Raw genomic sequence first — 17,420 nt, forward strand, 5'->3', positions numbered from 1 at the left:
TCTCCCGGACAAGAAGGCAGGCGGCATGGGGAATCGGGCGAAAACACTCGCGGATCTGGGGCTGACGGCCCAGGGCGGGCGCGAGGCGCGGATCACCGGCCTGTCGGTCGACAGCCGCAAGGTGCAGGACGGCCATCTCTTCGCCGCGCTGCCCGGCAGTCGCGTGCATGGCGGCGAGTTCATCCAGTTCGCGCTGCGCATGGGGGCGGGGGCGATCCTGACCGACCGGCAGGGCGCGCGGATCGCGGCCGACCAGCTGGCCGCCAGCGACGCCGCGCTGGTCGTCACCGAGGATCCGCGCCAGACGCTGGCCTTCTGCGCCGCGCTGTGGTTCGGCCAGCAGCCCGAGACGGTGGTGGCCGTCACCGGCACCAACGGCAAGACCTCGGTGGCGACCTTCGCCCGGCAGATCTGGACCGAGCTGGGGCTGAAGGCGGCGAATCTCGGCACCACCGGGGTCGAGGGCGCCTATGTCGCGCCGCTGGCGCACACCACGCCCGAGCCGATCACCCTGCACCGGATGCTGCGCGACATCGCCGCGGCCGGCGTGGACCACGTGGCGATGGAAGCCTCCAGCCACGGGCTGGCCCAGCGGCGGCTGGACGGCGTGACGCTGTCGGCGGCGGCCTTTACCAACATCACCCAGGACCACCTGGACTACCACGCCAGCTTCGAGGAGTACTTCGCCGCCAAGGCCGGGCTGTTCGACCGGGTCCTGCCCGACGACGCGGCGGCCGTCATCAACCTCGACGACCCGCGCGGCGCCGCGCTGGTCGAGATCGCGATGGAGCGCGGCCAGGATGTCCTGACCGTGGGCCGGGCCGAGGAGGCGAACCTGCGCATCCGGGGTCAGCGCTATGACGCCACCGGCCAGGATCTGCGGTTCGACTGGAACGGCCGGCCGCGGCAGGTGCGGCTCGACCTGATCGGCGGCTTCCAGGCGGAAAACGTCCTCACCGCTGCCGGCCTGGTGATCGCCTCGGGCTGCGACCCGGTCCGGACCTTCGACATGCTGGGCGCCCTGCGCGGCGTGCGCGGGCGGATGCAGCTGGCCGCGACGCGCGAGAACGGGGCGGCCGTCTTCGTCGACTATGCCCACACGCCCGACGCGCTGAAGACGGCGCTGAAGGCGCTGCGCCCGCACGTGCTGGGCCGGCTGATCGTGGTGTTCGGCGCCGGCGGCGACCGCGACACCACGAAACGCCCGCTGATGGGTCAGGCGGCGGCGACCTACGCCGACCTCGCCTTCGTCACCGACGACAACCCGCGTACCGAAGAACCGGCCGCGATCCGCGCCGAGGTGTTGGCCGGCGCCCCCGAGGCGACCGAGGTCGGCGACCGGGCCGAGGCGATCCTGCGCGGCGTCGACGCGCTGCAGCCGGGCGACGCGCTCCTGATCGCGGGCAAGGGGCACGAGACCGGCCAGGTCATCGGCGAGGACGTCTATCCCTTCGACGACGCCGAACAGGCGAGCGTGGCCGTCGCGGCGCTGGACGGGCGGCTGGTATGACGCTCTGGACCGCCGCCGACGCGGCCCGCGCCACGGGCGGACGGGCGACGTCGGATTGGGCGGCCTCGGGCGTGTCGATCGACACCCGCTCGCTGCAGCCGGGCGACCTGTTCGTGGCCCTGACCGATGCCCGCGACGGCCACGACTTCGTGGCGGACGCGCTGGCAAAGGGCGCGGCGGCGGCGCTCGTCTCGCGGGTGCCCGAGGGCGTGGCGGACGACGCGCCGCTTCTGATCGTGGACGAGGTGCTGCCGGCGCTGGAACGCCTGGGCGCGGCGGGTCGCGCGCGGACGCGGGCGCGGGTCGTGGGCGTGACCGGCTCGGTCGGCAAGACCTCGACCAAGGAGATGCTGCGCGCCGCACTGGGCGCGCTGGGCGCGGTCCACGCGGCCGAGAAGAGTTTCAACAACCACTGGGGCGTGCCGCTGACCCTGGCGCGGATGCCGGCCGACGCGGATTTCGCCGTGATCGAGATCGGCATGAACCACCCCGGCGAGATCGCGCCGCTGTCGCGCCTGGCGCGGCCGCATGTGGCGCTGATCACCACCGTCGCGCCGGCGCATCTGGAGGCGTTCGACAGCGTCGCGGCCATCGCGCGCGAGAAGGCGGCGATCTTCGACGGGCTGGAACCGGGCGGCGTGGCCGTCGTCAACGGCGACATCCCGACCGCCCCGATCCTGGTCGACGCGGCGCGCGCGAAGCGGGCGGCCGTACGCACCTTCGGCGAGGCGCGGCGCAACTTCCACCGGGTGATGGAGGTCCGCCTGTCGCGCGAGACGACCGTCGCGCAGGGCCGGCTCTGGCGGCAGAAGGTGACCTACAAGGTGCGCACCCCGGGGCGGCATTTCGCGGTCAACGCGCTGGCCGTCCTCGGCGTGGTCAAGGCGCTGAAGGGCGACGTGGCGCTGGCGATCGGCGCGCTGGGCCGGTGGGAGCCGGCGGAAGGCCGCGGCAAGATCGAGATGCTGTCGATGGACGCGGTGGAGCCGTCGATGTCGGTCGAACTGATCGACGACGCCTTCAACGCCAACCCCGCCTCGATGGCCGCCGCGCTGGAGATCCTCGCCGCGACCGAGCCGCGCCACGGCGTCGGCCGGATCAGCCGCGGCCGGCGCATCGCGGTGCTGGGCGACATGCTGGAACTGGGCGCGGGCGAGACGGCGCTGCACAGCGCCATCGCCGAGCTGCCCTCGATGGGCGCGGTGGATGTCGTGCATTGCGTCGGCCCCCGGATGCGGGCGCTGCACGAGGCGCTGCCCGAGGAACGGCGCGGCCAGTGGGTCGAGACGGCCGATGCGCTGGCGACCGAGGCGCGGGGGCTGTTCGACGCCGGCGACGTCCTGCTGGTCAAGGGCTCCAAGGGCTCGAAGGTCAGCCGCGTTGTTGACGCGATCCGGAAATTGGGCCATCCGCTCTTGACTGAACTCGAAGGGCTCTCCTGATGCTGTACTGGTTGACCGCGCTTTCGGATGGCGGCGACATCTTCAACCTGTTCCGCTACATCACCTTCCGGTCCGGCGGCGCGTTCTTCACCGCGCTGATCTTCGGGTTCCTGTTTGGCCGCCCGCTGATCGACCTGTTGCGGCGGCGGCAGGGCAACGGCCAGCCGATCCGCGACGACGGGCCGGAAAGCCACCTGGAGACCAAGCAGGGCACGCCCACGATGGGCGGCGTGCTGATCCTGGGCGGGCTGCTGGTGTCGAGCCTGCTCTGGGCGCGGCTGGACAACCCGTATATCTGGATGATCCTGTTCGTGACCGTCGGCTTCGGCCTGGTGGGCTTTGCCGACGATTACTCGAAAGTGTCCAAATCGAACGCCAAGGGCGTCTCGGGCAAGGTCCGCCTGCTCATCGGTTTCACGATTGCCGCATTCGCGTCCTACTGGGCGTCGCTCTGGCATCCCGATGAACTGGCCTTTCAACTGGCCTTCCCGGTGTTCAAGGACGTGCTTCTGAACCTGTCCTGGTTCTTCCTGCCCTTCGCGATGATCGTCATCGTCGGCGCCGCGAACGCCGTAAACCTGACCGACGGGCTGGACGGGCTGGCGATCATGCCGGTGATGATCGCCGCCGGCACGCTGGGCGTCATCGCCTATGCCGTGGGGCGCGTCGACTTCACCGAGTATCTCGACGTCCATTACGTGCCCGGCACCGGCGAGATCCTGGTCTTCGCCGCCGCGCTGATCGGCGGCGGGCTGGGCTTTCTGTGGTACAACGCGCCGCCGGCGGCGGTGTTCATGGGCGACACCGGCAGCCTCGCGCTGGGCGGCGCGCTGGGGGCCATCGCGGTGGCGATCAAGCACGAGATCGTGCTGGCCATCGTCGGCGGCCTGTTCGTGGTCGAGGCGCTGTCGGTGATCGTGCAGGTCGCCTATTTCAAGCGCACCGGCAAGCGCGTCTTCCTGATGGCGCCGATCCACCACCATTTCGAGAAACGCGGCTGGGCCGAGCCGCAGATCGTCATCCGCTTCTGGATCATCTCGCTGATCCTGGCGCTGATCGGGCTGGCCACGCTGAAGCTCCGGTGACCGCTCGGCGGGCCGGGCGGCCCTCCTCGCAAGCCCGCGCAGGGGAAAGGAAAGGGCAGGCATGATCCCCGTCACGGGATACGCAGGCGCGCAGGTCGCGGTGCTGGGTCTGGGCCGCTCCGGCCTGGCCACCGCCCGCGCGCTGCAGGCGGGCGGCGCCACGCCCGTCTGCTGGGACGACGGCGCCGAGGGCCGGGCGCGGGCGGAGGCCGAGGGCTTCGCCCTGCGCGAGCTGTCGCGGCCCGAGGCCTTCGAGGGCATCGCCTGCCTCGTCGTCTCCCCGGGCATCCCGCATCTCTACCCCGCGCCCAACAGGGCCATCGCCGCCGCGTGGGAGGCCGGCATCCCCGTCGACAACGACATCGGCCTGTTCTTCGCCAGCTTCGGCAGCCGCACCTGGGACAAGTTCGAACAGCCGCCGCGGGTGATCGCCGTGACCGGCTCGAACGGCAAGTCCACGACGGCCGCGCTGATCCACCACATCCTGGAACATGACGGCCGGCCTTCGCAGCTGGCCGGGAATATCGGCCGCGGCGTGCTGGACATCGACCCGCCGCGCGACGGCGAGATCGTGGTACTGGAGCTGTCGAGCTACCAGACCGAGCTGGCCCGCGCGCTGACCCCCGACATCGCGGTCTTCACCAACCTCACTCCCGACCACCTGGACCGTCACGCCGGGCTGGGCGGCTATTTTGCGGCCAAGCGCCGGCTCTTCGCCGAGGGCGCGCCGGACCGCATGGTGATCGGCGTGGACGAGCCGGAGGGCCGGTTCCTGGCCAACCAGATGGGGCAGGGGCCCGGCGACAACCGGGTGATCCGCGTGTCCTCTGCCGGAAAACTGCAAGGCCCGGGCTGGCACGTCTTCGCGCGCAAGGGGTTTCTGTCGGAATTTCGCAAGGCCAAGCAGGTCGGCGCCATCGACCTGCGCGACATCCGCGGGCTGCCCGGCGCGCATAACCACCAGAACGCCTGCGCCGCCTATGCCGCCACCCGCACGCTGGGCCTGTCGCCGAAGACGGTCGAGGCGGCGTTCCGGACCTTCGACGGCCTGCCGCATCGCAGCCAGATCGTGGCCGAGGCGAACGGCGTGACCGTGGTCAACGACTCCAAGGCCACCAACGCCGACAGCGCCGCGCAGGCGCTGCGCGCCTTCAAGCGCATCCGCTGGATCGCCGGGGGGCTGGGCAAGGACGGCGGGATCGAGAGCCTGAAGGACGATCTCGGCGGGGTGGTGAAAGCCTACCTGATCGGCCATTCCGCCCGCGACTTCGCGCTGCATCTCGGCGGCGTGCCGCACGAGATCAGCGAGACCATGGCGCAGGCCGTCGCCCGCGCCCTGGCCGAGGCCGAGCCGGGCGACACGGTCCTGCTGGCTCCGGCGGCGGCGAGCTTCGACCAGTACCCCGATTTCGAGAAACGGGGCGAGGATTTCATGGCCGAAGTGCGGGCGCGACTGTCCGATCGGCCGAATTCGGCCTAGCGTCAGGGCCTGTTTCGCGGTAGAGTTTTCCACAGACCCGGAAAACCGGGCGGGCAGTAGATCTTGGCAGGCGGTTTCCAATGACGGAAATGGTGTTCGGCGCGGCTCCGGTCCGGGATGGCGAGCCGATTCTCCCCCGGTGGTGGCGGACGATCGACCGCTGGTCGCTGGCCTGCGTCTTCCTTCTTTTCGGCGTCGGGATGCTTCTGGGCCTCGCCGCCTCGCCGCCGCTGGCCGCGCGCAACGAGCTGAACCCGTTCTACTACGTGCAGCGGCAGGCCTTCTTCGGCGGGCTGGCGCTGACCACGATGCTGCTGGTGTCGATGATGTCGCCGCAGGTCGTGCGCCGGCTGGGCGTGCTGGGCTGCGTCGGCGCGCTGGCGGCCTTGGCGCTGTTGCCGTTCTTCGGGACCGATTTCGGCAAGGGCGCGGTGCGCTGGTTCTCTCTGGGCTTCGCGTCGGTCCAGCCGTCGGAATTTCTCAAGCCCGGGCTGATCGTCGTCTCCGGCTGGCTGATGGCCGCCAGCCAGGAGATCAACGGCCCGCCGGGCAAGAGCCTGTCGCTGGGGCTGGTGCTGGTGGTCGTCGGGCTCCTGGCGATCCAGCCGGATTTCGGGCAGGCGTGCCTGGTGCTGTTCGGCTGGGGCGTGATGTATTTCGTGGCCGGCGCCCCCTTCACCCTGCTGATCGGCATGGCGGCGATGGTCGTGGTGGGCGGCACCATGGCCTACAAGACGTCCGAGCATTTCGCCCGCCGCATCGACGGCTTTCTCTCGCCCGAAATCGACCCGCGCACCCAGCTCGGCTATGCCACCGACGCCATCCGCGAGGGCGGCTTCTTCGGCGTCGGCGTCGGCGAGGGCCACGTGAAATGGTCGCTGCCCGACGCCCATACCGACTTCATCATCGCGGTCGCGGCCGAGGAATACGGGCTGATCCTCGTGCTGTTCATCATCCTGCTCTACATGACGATTACTGTCCGGTCGCTCATGCGGCTCATACGCGAGCGGGACCCGTTCATCCGCCTGGCGGGAACGGGTCTCGCATGCTCCTTCGGGGTGCAGGCGATCATCAACATGGGCGTGGCCGTGCGCCTCCTGCCGGCCAAGGGCATGACGCTGCCCTTCGTGTCCTATGGCGGCTCGTCGCTGATCGCGGGCGGCATCACGCTGGGCATGCTGCTGGCCTTCTCCCGGACCCGGCCGCAGGGCGAGATCGGTGACATCCTCCTGAAGCGGAGGCGCTGACGAATGTTCGAAAAGTATGAGAATGCGGCGTTAGAGCCGCAAAATCCGGTGTCGAATATTGCAACTGTGTCAGAGCAGGGCAAGGCGCTCCCGTGACGGACGCGCCGCTCCTCGTCATGGCCGCGGGCGGCACCGGCGGCCACATGTTCCCGGCCCAGGCGCTGGCCGAGCACATGCTGGCGCAGGGCTGGCGCGTCCATCTCTCTACCGACGCGCGCGGCGCCCGCTACACCGGCGGCTTCCCCGACGCGGTGCGGATCGAACAGGTCGCCTCCGCCACCTTCGCCCGCGGCGGCGCGCTGGCGAAACTCGCCGTGCCCTTCCGCGTCGCCGCCGGCGTGCTGGAGGCGCGCGCCCGCTTCCGCCGCGACCGCCCCGCCGTGGTGGTGGGCTTCGGCGGCTACCCCTCGATCCCGGCGCTCGGCGCCGCCACGCTGATGAAGCTGCCGCGGATGCTGCACGAGCAGAACGGAGTGCTGGGCCGGGTCAACCAGCTCTTCGCGAAGCGGGTGAACGCCGTCGCCTGCGGCACCTGGCCCACGGAACTCCCCCCCGGCGTCACCGCCGAGCACACCGGCAACCCCGTCCGCGCCGCCGTGGCCGAGAAGGCCGGTTCCCCCTACATCGCCCCCGGCGACCACCCGATGCAGATCCTGGTGATCGGCGGCAGCCAGGGCGCCCGCATCCTCTCCGACACCGTCCCCCCGGCCATCGCCGCGCTGCCCGAGCCGCTCCGCCGGCACATCCGCGTCTCGCACCAGGCGCGCGAGGAGGACCGCGACCGCGTCACCGCCTTCTACGCCGAACACGGCCTTCGCGCCGACGTGCAGCCCTTCTTCACCGACGTCCCCGAGCGGCTGTCCGAGGCGCAGCTGATGATCGGCCGCGCCGGCGCCTCCACCGTGGCGGATGTCTCGGTCATCGGCCGCCCGTCGATCCTGATCCCCTACGCCGCAGCGGTCCGCGACGAGCAGACGGCGAATGCGACAGGATTGTCACAGGCCGGCGCCGCGATCGTGATTCAGGAACGCGATCTGGACCCGCAGGCGCTTTCGCAGCATATCCATGGGATCCTGAACGATCCGCAGCACGCCACCAAGATGGCGGAGGCGGCAAGAACGACGGGCCGACCGGACGCGACAGACCGTCTGGCGGCCATGGTGGTGGCACTGGCAGAGGGACAATCGGTCGGGCATGAGACATGAGCGCTGGGAACGGTTTCGGGGCGCAGGCGTGAACGCGGCAACCAAGCTTCCGTTGGAAATGGGGCCGATCCACTTCGTGGGCATCGGCGGGATCGGCATGTCCGGCATCGCCGAGGTGCTCTTGAACCACGGCTACACGGTGCAGGGCTCCGACCTGAAGGCGTCGAAGATCACCGAGCGGCTGGAGGCGATGGGGGCGAAGATCTTCATCGGCCAGGAGGCGGCGAACCTCGCCGAGGCCGAGGTCGTGGTGATCTCCTCGGCGATCAAGCCGGGCAACCCGGAACTCGACGCCGCCCGCGCCCGCGGCATGCCCGTCGTCCGCCGCGCCGAGATGCTGGCCGAGCTGATGCGGCTGAAATCCAACGTCGCCGTCGCCGGCACCCACGGCAAGACCACGACCACCACGCTCGTGGCCACGCTGCTGGACGCGGGCGGCATCGACCCCACCGTGATCAACGGCGGCATCATCCACGCCTACGGCTCCAACGCCCGCGTCGGCACCTCCGACTGGATGGTGGTGGAGGCCGACGAGAGCGACGGCACCTTCAACCGCCTGCCGGCGACCATCGCCATCGTCACCAACATCGACCCCGAGCACATGGAGCACTGGGGGACAGAGGAGAACCTGCACAAGGGCTTTCTCGATTTCGTCGAGAACATCCCGTTCTACGGCCTCGCCGTCTGTTGCACCGACGACCCCGACGTGCAGACCCTGGTGGCCAAGGTCACCGACCGCCGCGTCGTCACCTTCGGCTTCAACGCCCAGGCGGACGTCCGCGCCGACAACCTGCGCTACGAGGGCGGGGTGGCGCATTTCGACATCCGGCTGCAGGCCGAGGACAAGGGGATCGAGGGCTGCACCCTGCCGATGCCCGGCAACCACAACGTCTCGAACGCGCTGGGCGCGGTCGCCGTGGCCCGGCATCTCGGGATGGACCGCGACCGCATCCGCGAGGCGCTGGCGACTTTCAAGGGCGTGAATCGCCGCTTCACCCGCGTCGGCGAGGTCGGCGGCGTGACCGTCATCGACGACTACGGCCACCACCCGACCGAGATCGCGGCGGTGCTGAAGGCCGCGCGCCAGGCGACCGAGGGCAAGGTGATCGCCGTCCACCAGCCGCACCGCTATACCCGCCTGTCGAGCCTCTTCGACGACTTCTGCGGCTGCTTCAACGACGCCGACGTGGTGGGCATCGCCGAGGTCTACGCCGCCGGAGAAGACCCGATCCCCGGCGCCACGCGCGAGGATCTCGTCGCCGGGCTGACCCGCGCCGGCCACCGCAGCGCCTATGCCATCGGCACCGAGGACGACCTGGAGGCGCTGGTGCGCGAACACGCGAACCCCGGCGACATGGTCGTCTGCCTCGGCGCCGGCACGATCTCCGCCTGGGCCAACGGCCTGCCGGCGCGGCTCGCAGGGTAGGGGCGGCGGCATGGGCCTGCCGCTTCTCCTGGGATGCCTCTGGGTGGTCGCCGCCGCGCTGACGGCGACGCTGCCGATGCGCTGGCAGATCGCGCCGGGGCTCGCGCTCCTGATCTCCGCGCCGGTCCTGCTGGTCTGGATCGCCCGCACCAACGGCACCGTGCTCACGCTGATCGGCCTCTTCGCCGTCCTGTCGATGTTCCGCCGCCCGCTGGTCCACTTCTGGCGCAAGGCCACGGGGGGCTCGGGGGGCACGGCATGAGCCTGCCGTTCATCCTCGCCTGCCTCTGGTGCATCGCCGCCAACTTCGCCGGCATGCTCCCCTCGCGCCGCAGCCACTGGCCCGCCGCCTACACCCTCATCGCCCTCGGCCTGCCGATCCTCGCCTGGCTCTACCTCGAGGACGGCCCCTGGTTCGCCCTCGTCTTCCTCATCGCCGGAATGTCGATCCTGCGCTGGCCCGTCCGCTTCCTGTTTCGCTGGCTGAACCGCACATTGGGCACGAAGGAATAACCCCCAGCTTCTTCTGACCAAAAATATCCCCGCCGGAGGCACGCGCCGCAGGCGCGTTCCCTTGCCCTCCGCCGATGACCGCCCTATCCGACCCACATGACCACGCTCCCCACCCCTCGCGGCACGCTCACCCCGAACCGGCCGCTCTCCGGCCTCACCTGGCTGCGCGTCGGCGGCCCGGCCGACTGGCTGTTCCAGCCCGCCGACCAAGATGACCTCGCCCAGTTCCTCAAGGACCTGGACCCGACCATCCCCGTCTTCCCCATCGGCGTCGGCTCCAACCTGATCGTCCGGGACGGGGGCGTGCGGGCCGTGGTCATCCGCCTCGGCCGCGGCTTCAACGCCATCGAGATCGAAGACGACACCGTCACCGCCGGCGCCGCCGCGCTCGACGCGCATGTCGCGCGCAAGGCCGCCGCGCAGGGCCTCGACCTGACGTTCCTCAGAACCATCCCCGGCGCCATCGGCGGCGCCGTGCGGATGAACGCCGGCTGCTATGGCACCTACACCGCCGACCGCTTCCTCCGCGCCACCGCCATCACCCGCCAGGGCGCGCAGATCACCCTCACCGCAGACGATCTGAACTTCCGCTACCGCGAGACCGACCTCGCCCCCGATACCGTCATCACCTCGGCCACCTTCCGCGCCCCGCGCGCCGACCCTGACACGCTCGACGCCACCATGGCCGAGCAGCTGGCCAAACGCGACGCCACCCAGCCCTCGAAGGACCGCACCGCCGGCTCCACCTTCCGCAACCCGGCGGGCCACAGCTCCACCGGCGAACCGGACGACACCCACGAGCTGAAGTCCTGGAAGCTGATCGACGACGCGGGCCTCCGCGGCCACCGCCTGGGCGGGGCGCAGATGTCGCAAAAGCACCCGAATTTCCTGACGAACACCGGCGACGCCACCGCCGCCGACCTCGAATCCCTGGGCGAGTACGTCCGAGAAAGGGTCTTCCAAACCAGCGGAATTCGTCTACAATGGGAAGTCATACGGGTCGGAGAACCCGTTTCCGAAGAATGACCTAACCCGAAGGGCCGCCAACAAGGCCCGGGGACGAGAGGCAGAAGCGGTGGGAATGTCGGGCAGGGCATCCCCGAAAGTCGTGGTAGTGATGGGCGGACCCTCGGCCGAGCGCGAGGTGTCGCTGTCCACCGGGCGCGAATGCGCCGCCGCGCTGACGGGCGAAGGATTCGAGGTCGTGCGGCTGGACGCCGGCCGCGACCTTGCCGCGCGCCTGCAAGACGAACGGCCCGACGTGGTCTTCAACGCCCTGCACGGCCGCTGGGGCGAGGATGGCTGCGTGCAGGGGATGCTCGAATGGCTGCGGATCCCCTACACCCATTCCGGGGTGCTCGCCTCGGCGCTGGCGATGGACAAGGAACGCACCAAGGCCGCCTACCGCGCCGCCGGCCTGCCGGTGGTCGACAGCTGCCTCGCCGCCGCCGCGGAGGTGAAACAGCGCCACGTGATGGACCCGCCCTATGTCGTGAAACCCTATAACGAAGGCTCCAGCGTCGGCGTCTACCTCGTCCACGCGGCCGCCAACGGCCCGCCGCAACTGGCCGAGGACATGCCGGATACGGTGATGGTCGAGGCGTACGCCCCGGGCCGCGAGCTGACCACCACCGTCATGGGCGACACCGCGCTCGGCGTGACCGACATCATCACCGACGGCTGGTACGACTATCATGCGAAATACGCCGCCGGCGGCTCGCGCCACGAAATCCCCGCCGACATCCCCGCCGGGATCGCCGCGGCCTGCGAGGACTATGCCCTGCGCGCCCACGCCGCGCTGGGCTGCCGGGGCGTCAGCCGCACCGACTTCCGCTGGGACGAGGGCAGGGGCCTCGACGGGCTGATCCTGTTGGAGACCAACACCCAGCCCGGCATGACCCCCACCTCGCTCACACCCGAACAGGCGGAGCATCGCGGCCTCTCCTTCGGGGCGCTCTGCCGCTGGATCGTCGAGGACGCCTCATGCGACAGGTAGACACCGACAGCGCCCCCGCCCGCCGCGACCCGGCGCCGTCGCGCTGGGCCTACCGGCTGCACCGGCTGTGGCTGACGCCTGCGGTGCGGAAATTCCTGCGGCTGGGCCTGCCGCTGGCCGTCTCCGGCCTGGCGCTGACATGGGTCTTCGCGCAGCCGCAGAACCGCAGCGCCTTCACCGAGATGTATTCCGACATCCGCCGCTCCATCGCCGAGCGGCCGGAATTCATGGTCCAGGTCATGGCCATCGACGGCGCCTCCGAGGAACTCTCGGCCGACATCCGCGAGATCCTGCCCGTGGACTTCCCGATCTCGTCCTTCGATCTCGACCTCGAAGCGATGCAGGAGGTGGTCGAACAGCTCGACGCCGTGGCGCGGGTCGACCTGCGCATCCGCCCCGGCGGCCTGCTGCAGATCGACGTGACCGAACGCATCCCCGCCGTGGTCTGGCGGGTGCAGGGGATGCTGGAACTGCTGGACGAGGCCGGGCGCCGGGTGGCGGCGCTGTATGCCCGCACCGACCGCGCCGACCTGCCGCTGATCGCCGGGCTCGGCGCCGACCGCGAGGTGCCCGAGGCGCTGGAGCTGATCGCGGCCGCCGGGCCCATCGCCGACCGGATGCGCGGCGTCCTGCGGGTGGGCGAACGCCGCTGGGACGTGGTGCTGGACCGCGACCAGCGCATCATGCTGCCCGAGACGCGCCCGGTGGACGCGCTGGAACAGGTGATCGCGCTGCATCAGGCCCAGGAGCTTCTGGCGCGCGACCTCGCCGCCGTCGACATGCGCAACCCCGCCCGGCCGACGCTGCGGATGCGGCCGCACGCGGTCGAGGAACTGCACCGCATCAAGGGGATAGAGTTGGGAGATATACTGCAATGACGGATCTCTACGAATCGCAGCGCGCCATGCGGGCGATGCGCAAGGCGGCGCTCCAGCGGGGCGTGATCGCGATCCTGGACGTGGGCACGTCCAAGATCGCCTGCCTGGTTCTGCGGTTCGACGGGCCCGAGCAGTATCGCGAGAACGACGGCGTCGGCAGTCTCGCGGGGCAGAGTGCGTTCCGCGTGATCGGCGCGGCGACCACCCGCTCGCGCGGGGTCCGCTTCGGCGAGATCAGCGCGATGAACGAGACCGAGCGCGCGGTGCGCACCGCGGTGCAGGCCGCGCAGAAGATGGCCAATGTGCGCGTCGACCACGTCATCGCCTGCCTGTCCGGCGCGATGCCGCGCAGCTACGGGCTGGCCGGCTCCATCGACCTGCACGACGCGACCGTCACCGAACAGGACGTGGCCCGCGTGCTGGCCTCCTGCGAGGTGCCGGATCTGGGCGAGACGCGCCACGTCCTGCACGCCCAGCCGGTGAACTTCGCGCTGGACCACCGCTCGGGCCTCAACGACCCGCGCGGGCAGATCGGCAACCGGCTGGCCTGCGACATGCACCTGATGACCATCGACGGCGACGCGGTGCAGAACCTGCTCTACTGCATCAAGCGCTGCGACATGGAACTGGCCGGCATCGCGTCCTCGGCCTATGCCTCGGGCATTTCCAGCCTCGTGGAGGACGAGCAGGAGCTCGGTGCGGCCTGCGTCGACATGGGCGGCGGCTCGACCGGCTTGTCGATCTTCATGAAGAAACACATGATCTACGCCGACAGCGTGCGGCTGGGCGGCGAGCATGTCACCTCGGACATCTCCAAGGGCCTGCAGGTCTCGCTGGCCACGGCCGAGCGGATCAAGACGGTGCATGGCGGCGTCGTGGCCACCGGCATGGACGACCGCGAGCGCATCGAGATCGGCGGCGACACCGGCGACTGGGAACACGACCGGCGCACCGTGTCGCGTGCCGAACTCATCGGGATCATGCGCCCGCGGGTCGAGGAGATCCTCGAAGAGGTGCGGGAGCGGCTGGATGCCGCAGGATTCGAGCATTTGCCCAGCCAGCAGATTGTCCTAACTGGCGGGGCGAGCCAGATTCCGGGGCTCGACGGCCTGGCGCCGAAGATCCTCGGCAATCAGGTGCGCATCGGGCGGCCGTTGCGGGTTCAGGGTTTACCTCAGGCGGCAACCGGTGCAGCGTTCGCCTCGTGTGTGGGCCTGTCCCTGTTCGCGGCCCACCCGCAGGACGAGTGGTGGGACTTCGAGATGCCCATTGAACGTTACCCCGCCCGGTCGCTGAGGCGCGCCGTAAAATGGTTCAAGGATAACTGGTAACCACCACATCTTGGGAACTGCGCGAAATCACGCTTAAGAATGCTTAATTTGCTCGACATTTTGCGGCGAATCAGAGTTTTTTTCGTGACCTTGTCTCGGTGAGTCGGTAAGGTTACGGGCAATGAGGCAGACCTGGGTTCCACCCGGGCTAAAGGACAGGCGGAACGAGGATGACATTGAATTTGCAGATGCCCGAGAGAGATGACCTCAAGCCCCGGATCACCGTCTTCGGTGTCGGTGGCGCCGGTGGCAACGCCGTCAACAACATGATCGAGAAGCAGCTTGAAGGTGTCGACTTCGTCGTCGCGAACACCGACGCCCAGGCGCTCTCGCAAAGCCACGCACCCCAGCGCATCCAGATCGGCGTGAAGGTGACCGAGGGTCTCGGCGCCGGCGCCCGGCCCTCCGTCGGCGCCGCCGCGGCCGAGGAGACGATCGAGGAGATCGTCGACCAGTTGGCCGGCGCGCATATGTGCTTCATCACCGCCGGCATGGGCGGCGGCACCGGCACCGGCGCCGCCCCGATCATCGCCCAGGCCGCGCGCGAGCTCGGCGTGCTGACCGTCGGCGTGGTGACCAAGCCCTTCCAGTTCGAAGGCGCCAAGCGCATGCGCCAGGCGGAAGAGGGCGTGGACACCCTGCAGAAGATGGTCGACACTCTGATCATCATTCCCAACCAGAACCTGTTCCGGCTGGCCAACGAGAAGACGACCTTTACCGAGGCGTTCTCGATGGCCGACGATGTGCTCTACCAGGGCGTCAAGGGCGTCACCGACCTGATGGTCCGCCCGGGTCTCATCAACCTCGACTTCGCCGACGTCCGCGCCGTGATGGACGAGATGGGCAAGGCGATGATGGGCACCGGCGAGAGCACCGGCGAGGACCGCGCGATCCAGGCGGCCGAGAAGGCCATAGCGAACCCGCTGCTGGACGAGATCTCCTTGCGCGGGGCCAAGGGCGTTCTCATCAACATCACCGGCGGTCACGACCTGACCCTGTTCGAGCTGGACGAAGCTGCCAACCGCATCCGCGAGGAAGTGGATGCCGAGGCCAACATCATCGTCGGCTCGACGCTGGATGACGGCATGGAAGGCGCGATGCGCGTGTCGGTCGTCGCCACCGGCATCGACGCCACCGAGAACGCCGAGATCCCGGTGCCGCGCCGCCGCATGGCCGAGCCGCTGCACAAGCCCGAGGAGGTCGAGGAGAAGATCGAGGCCGGCTTTCCGGCGGCCGCGCAGGTAGCCGCCGAGGATCAGCACGTCCCCGCCGCCGACACCCCGGCCCAGGCCCCCGCCGCCGAGGAGCAGCAGCAACCGCTCTTCGCCGCGCTCGACGCGCAGACCGCGGCGGCGCAGGAGCAGGCCGAGAACCTCTTCGAGGACGACGACAGCGACGACCTGCCGCCGCCGGCCTACCAGCCCGCGCCGCGGGCCGAGCCGCAGCCGGAGCCCGCGCAGGCCTTCGCCGAGCCGCAGGCCGAGGAATTCGTCGCGCCCAAGGCCGGCAGCGCCTCGCCCGAGGCGGTCGCCCGGCTGGAGCAGGCCGTGCAGCGCAGCCCGCGCCCGCGCCCGACCGCGGTCCCGACCGAGGCGCCCGCCGCCCCGGCCGGCGAGCGTCACCAGGACAAGCCGCGCTTCGGGATCAACTCGCTGATCGGCCGGATGACCGGCCATCACGGCGAGGCCGCCGCGCAGCCCCAGGCCAAGCCGCAGCCCGCCGTCCGCCGGCAGCCGCCGGTCTCGGCCCCCGAGGAGGAGATGGAGCTCGACCCCGAACAGGAGCGGATCGAGATTCCCGCCTTCCTGCGGCGCCAGGCGAACTGAGAAACGTGGTCACGAGACCACAGTGTGAAAGACCGGCTCCGGCCGGTCTTTTGCTTTCCAATCAAGCAGTTGGATCACTCAACTCACGCATGTGGCAAGATCCCGCGCAGCCGCGAATCGCATGTTTCAGAGCGTTGCAAAGAGTGAATTGAGCTGAAGCGCCCGACCCATTAACGCACACTTAACGGGCGGACTCCGTCCGAAACGGGGACGAGGCAAGCAGTTGCAGACAACACTCAAGAACACCGTCACCTTTGCCGGCGTCGGCCTTCATAGCGGCCGTCCGACGCAGGTGACGCTGCATCCGGCCTCGGCGGAGACCGGCATCTGGTTTCACCGCAGCGACGTGACCGACCGCGACGCGCTGATCCCGGCGCGCTGGGACGCGGTCGAGGCCGCGCCGCTCTGCACCCGGCTGGTCAACCATGCCGGCGTGTCCGTCGCCACGGTGGAACACCTGATGGCCGCGCTCGCCGGCTGCGGCGTGCATAACGCTCAGGTCGAGATCGACGGCCCCGAGGTTCCGATCCTCGACGGCTCTTCGGCGCCCTTCGTGGCCGGCATCGTGGATCGCGGCCTGCGCCGCCTGCGCGCGCCGCTGCGCGCCATCCGTGTGCTGGCGCCGGTCGAGGTACGCGCCGGCGCCGCGATGGCGCGGCTGGAGCCGGCGGACGGGCTGGAGCTGGAGTTCGAGATCGAGTTCGAGGACTCCGCCATCGGCCGCCAGCAGCGCCGCCTGAACATGGCCAACGGCGCCTTCGTGCACGAGCTGTGCGACAGCCGTACCTTCTGCCGCCGCGCCGACGTGGAGCTGATGCAGGCCAACGGCCTCGCGCTGGGCGGCAAGCCGGGGGAGAACGCGGTGGTGTTCGACGGGGCCGACGTGCTGTGCCCGGGCGGTCTGCGCCACGCCGACGAGCCGGTGCGGCACAAGATGCTGGACGCGCTGGGCGATCTGGCGCTGGCAAGCTGCCCGATCCTCGGCCGCTATACTGGCTTCCGCGCCGGCCATGCCGTCACCAACCAGCTCCTGCGCGCCCTGTTCGCGCAGCCGCAGGCGTATCGCGTGGTGAAATGCGACGCCGAAACCGCCGCGCGCCTGCCCGGCGCCGGACTGGGCCAGGCCGACCTCGTCGGGCTGCCGCGGGCGGCTTGAGGGGCGGGGGCGCTGGGGATGCGGGACGTCCCTGAGCATTTCCGAGCAGTGTGAGAAGCCGCGCAAGGGCCGACGCGCCCCAGAGCGGCGGCGCACCGACTGTCGAGCTTCGCACTTTATGGCAGCCAAATCCGGACGACCTCGGAACTCTGCGATAACGTCCACTACAGCGCCGCCGCTCTGGGGCGCGTCGGCGCTTGCGCGGCGGCTTCGCCTTGTTCCGCGCCGGGCACCGTTCAGAGCGATTATCATACAAGGGCCACACGCCGCCCACCCGCCGAAAGGGCTTTTGGCCCCCGTCGCATCTGTGCTAGGAACGCGGGCA

Annotated in this window: 15 protein-coding genes; all 15 read left to right on the forward strand. The window is 70.0% G+C overall.

Annotation, left to right across the window (positions count from 1 at the left end; genetic code table 11):
• Nucleotides 1-25 precede the first annotated feature (25 nt).
• The 15 genes from P1J78_RS03240 (at nt 26) to lpxC (ending at nt 17,095) form a co-directional block, all read left to right on the forward strand.
• Nucleotides 26-1,510, forward strand: coding sequence for a UDP-N-acetylmuramoyl-L-alanyl-D-glutamate--2,6-diaminopimelate ligase (locus P1J78_RS03240; protein ID WP_275565888.1), 1,485 nt, complete (start codon nt 26-28; stop codon nt 1,508-1,510).
• Nucleotides 1,507-2,952, forward strand: coding sequence for a UDP-N-acetylmuramoyl-tripeptide--D-alanyl-D-alanine ligase (locus tag P1J78_RS03245; RefSeq protein ID WP_275565889.1), 1,446 nt, complete (start codon nt 1,507-1,509; stop codon nt 2,950-2,952). The genes P1J78_RS03240 and P1J78_RS03245 overlap by 4 nt, the downstream gene beginning before the upstream one ends.
• Complete coding sequence (gene mraY / locus P1J78_RS03250) at nt 2,952-4,037, forward strand: phospho-N-acetylmuramoyl-pentapeptide-transferase (RefSeq protein WP_275565890.1); 1,086 nt, start codon at nt 2,952-2,954, stop codon at nt 4,035-4,037. The genes P1J78_RS03245 and mraY overlap by 1 nt, the downstream gene beginning before the upstream one ends.
• A 61-nt stretch (nt 4,038-4,098) precedes the next feature.
• The gene (gene murD / locus P1J78_RS03255; protein WP_275565891.1) at nt 4,099-5,517 is read left to right on the forward strand and encodes a UDP-N-acetylmuramoyl-L-alanine--D-glutamate ligase; all 1,419 of its coding nucleotides are present in this window, start codon (nt 4,099-4,101) and stop codon (nt 5,515-5,517) included.
• Nucleotides 5,518-5,597: 80 nt separating this feature from the next.
• Nucleotides 5,598-6,764, forward strand: coding sequence for a peptidoglycan glycosyltransferase FtsW (locus tag P1J78_RS03260; protein WP_275565892.1), 1,167 nt, complete (start codon nt 5,598-5,600; stop codon nt 6,762-6,764).
• A 116-nt stretch (nt 6,765-6,880) separates the two neighbouring features.
• Nucleotides 6,881-7,969 carry a UDP-N-acetylglucosamine--N-acetylmuramyl-(pentapeptide) pyrophosphoryl-undecaprenol N-acetylglucosamine transferase gene (locus P1J78_RS03265; RefSeq protein WP_275565935.1) on the forward strand — a complete coding sequence of 363 codons (1,089 nt, stop codon included), beginning with the start codon at nt 6,881-6,883 and terminating at the stop codon, nt 7,967-7,969.
• Nucleotides 7,970-7,997: 28 nt separating this feature from the next.
• Complete coding sequence (gene murC, locus P1J78_RS03270) at nt 7,998-9,395, forward strand: UDP-N-acetylmuramate--L-alanine ligase (protein WP_275565893.1); 1,398 nt, start codon at nt 7,998-8,000, stop codon at nt 9,393-9,395.
• Between the two features lie 10 nt (nt 9,396-9,405).
• A complete protein-coding gene (locus tag P1J78_RS03275) occupies nt 9,406-9,657 on the forward strand; it encodes a DUF2484 family protein (RefSeq protein WP_275565894.1) in 252 nt (83 codons plus the stop codon).
• Nucleotides 9,654-9,908: a DUF2484 family protein gene (locus P1J78_RS03280; protein ID WP_275565895.1), complete on the forward strand. Its 255-nt coding sequence runs from the start codon at nt 9,654-9,656 to the stop codon at nt 9,906-9,908. The genes P1J78_RS03275 and P1J78_RS03280 overlap by 4 nt, the downstream gene beginning before the upstream one ends.
• 96 nt (nt 9,909-10,004) lie before the next feature.
• The gene (gene murB / locus P1J78_RS03285; protein ID WP_275565896.1) at nt 10,005-10,934 is read left to right on the forward strand and encodes a UDP-N-acetylmuramate dehydrogenase; all 930 of its coding nucleotides are present in this window, start codon (nt 10,005-10,007) and stop codon (nt 10,932-10,934) included.
• 91 nt (nt 10,935-11,025) lie between these two features.
• Nucleotides 11,026-11,904 carry a D-alanine--D-alanine ligase gene (locus P1J78_RS03290; RefSeq protein WP_374213148.1) on the forward strand — a complete coding sequence of 293 codons (879 nt, stop codon included), beginning with the start codon at nt 11,026-11,028 and terminating at the stop codon, nt 11,902-11,904.
• Nucleotides 11,892-12,782, forward strand: coding sequence for a cell division protein FtsQ/DivIB (locus P1J78_RS03295; RefSeq protein ID WP_275565898.1), 891 nt, complete (start codon nt 11,892-11,894; stop codon nt 12,780-12,782). Before P1J78_RS03290 ends, P1J78_RS03295 begins: the two co-directional genes overlap by 13 nt.
• On the forward strand, nt 12,779-14,113 hold the full coding sequence (gene ftsA, locus P1J78_RS03300; protein ID WP_275565899.1) for a cell division protein FtsA: 1,335 nt from the start codon (nt 12,779-12,781) through the stop codon (nt 14,111-14,113). The genes P1J78_RS03295 and ftsA overlap by 4 nt, the downstream gene beginning before the upstream one ends.
• A 170-nt stretch (nt 14,114-14,283) precedes the next feature.
• Nucleotides 14,284-15,939: a cell division protein FtsZ gene (gene ftsZ / locus P1J78_RS03305; protein ID WP_275565900.1), complete on the forward strand. Its 1,656-nt coding sequence runs from the start codon at nt 14,284-14,286 to the stop codon at nt 15,937-15,939.
• Nucleotides 15,940-16,162: 223 nt separating this feature from the next.
• Complete coding sequence (gene lpxC / locus P1J78_RS03310) at nt 16,163-17,095, forward strand: UDP-3-O-acyl-N-acetylglucosamine deacetylase (protein ID WP_275565901.1); 933 nt, start codon at nt 16,163-16,165, stop codon at nt 17,093-17,095.
• The last annotated feature ends 325 nt before the right edge of the window (nt 17,096-17,420 follow it).

It is taken from the genome of Psychromarinibacter sediminicola, from assembly GCF_029168335.1.
Taxonomy (GTDB): domain Bacteria; phylum Pseudomonadota; class Alphaproteobacteria; order Rhodobacterales; family Rhodobacteraceae; genus Psychromarinibacter; species Psychromarinibacter sediminicola.